Genomic DNA, 1,606 nt, shown 5'->3' with positions numbered 1-1,606 from the left:
AGCTATTAACTTAGCGAATCAAACAAATCTTAAATTGAAGAGTTTGATCATGGCTCAGATTGAACGCTGGCGGCAGGCCTAACACATGCAAGTCGAGCGGCAGCGGGAAGAAGCTTGCTTCTTTGCCGGCGAGCGGCGGACGGGTGAGTAATGTCTGGGGATCTGCCTGATGGAGGGGGATAACTACTGGAAACGGTAGCTAATACCGCATAACGTCGCAAGACCAAAGTGGGGGACCTTAGGGCCTCACACCATCGGATGAACCCAGATGGGATTAGCTAGTAGGTGGGGTAAAGGCTCACCTAGGCGACGATCCCTAGCTGGTCTGAGAGGATGACCAGCCACACTGGAACTGAGACACGGTCCAGACTCCTACGGGAGGCAGCAGTGGGGAATATTGCACAATGGGGGAAACCCTGATGCAGCCATGCCGCGTGTATGAAGAAGGCCTTCGGGTTGTAAAGTACTTTCAGCGGGGAGGAAGGGGGAAGATTTAATACGTCTTCTCATTGACGTTACCCGCAGAAGAAGCACCGGCTAACTCCGTGCCAGCAGCCGCGGTAATACGGAGGGTGCAAGCGTTAATCGGAATGACTGGGCGTAAAGCGCACGCAGGCGGTCTGTTAAGTTGGATGTGAAATCCCCGGGCTTAACCTGGGAACTGCATTCAAAACTGACAGGCTAGAGTCTCGTAGAGGGGGGTAGAATTCCAGGTGTAGCGGTGAAATGCGTAGAGATCTGGAGGAATACCGGTGGCGAAGGCGGCCCCCTGGACGAAGACTGACGCTCAGGTGCGAAAGCGTGGGGAGCAAACAGGATTAGATACCCTGGTAGTCCACGCTGTAAACGATGTCGACTTGGAGGCTGTGGTCTTGAACCGTGGCTTCCGGAGCTAACGCGTTAAGTCGACCGCCTGGGGAGTACGGCCGCAAGGTTAAAACTCAAATGAATTGACGGGGGCCCGCACAAGCGGTGGAGCATGTGGTTTAATTCGATGCAACGCGAAGAACCTTACCTACTCTTGACATCCAGAGAAGTTTGCAGAGATGCGAATGTGCCTTCGGGAGCTCTGAGACAGGTGCTGCATGGCTGTCGTCAGCTCGTGTTGTGAAATGTTGGGTTAAGTCCCGCAACGAGCGCAACCCTTATCCTTTGTTGCCAGCGATACGGTCGGGAACTCAAAGGAGACTGCCGGTGATAAACCGGAGGAAGGTGGGGATGACGTCAAGTCATCATGGCCCTTACGAGTAGGGCTACACACGTGCTACAATGGCGCATACAAAGAGAAGCGACCCTGCGAGGGCGAGCGGACCTCATAAAGTGCGTCGTAGTCCGGATTGGAGTCTGCAACTCGACTCCATGAAGTCGGAATCGCTAGTAATCGTAGATCAGAATGCTACGGTGAATACGTTCCCGGGCCTTGTACACACCGCCCGTCACACCATGGGAGTGGGTTGCAAAAGAAGTAGGTAGCTTAACCTTCGGGGGGGCGCTTACCACTTTGTGATTCATGACTGGGGTGAAGTCGTAACAAGGTAACCGTAGGGGAACCTGCGGTTGGATCACCTCCTTACCAAAGAGCCTTTAGGGCAGTGCAGTGTCCACA

General features: G+C 54.0%; 1 rRNA gene. It reads left to right on the top strand.

The features are described 5' to 3' along the window. Positions 1–31: 31 nt before the first annotated feature. A 16S ribosomal RNA gene (locus tag ABRZ28_RS24175) occupies positions 32–1,573 on the top strand. The last annotated feature ends 33 nt before the right edge of the window (positions 1,574–1,606 follow it).

The organism is Brenneria sp. g21c3, assembly GCF_040240345.1.
GTDB lineage: Bacteria > Pseudomonadota > Gammaproteobacteria > Enterobacterales > Enterobacteriaceae > Brenneria.
This window is presented reverse-complemented; position numbering and strand designations above follow the sequence as displayed.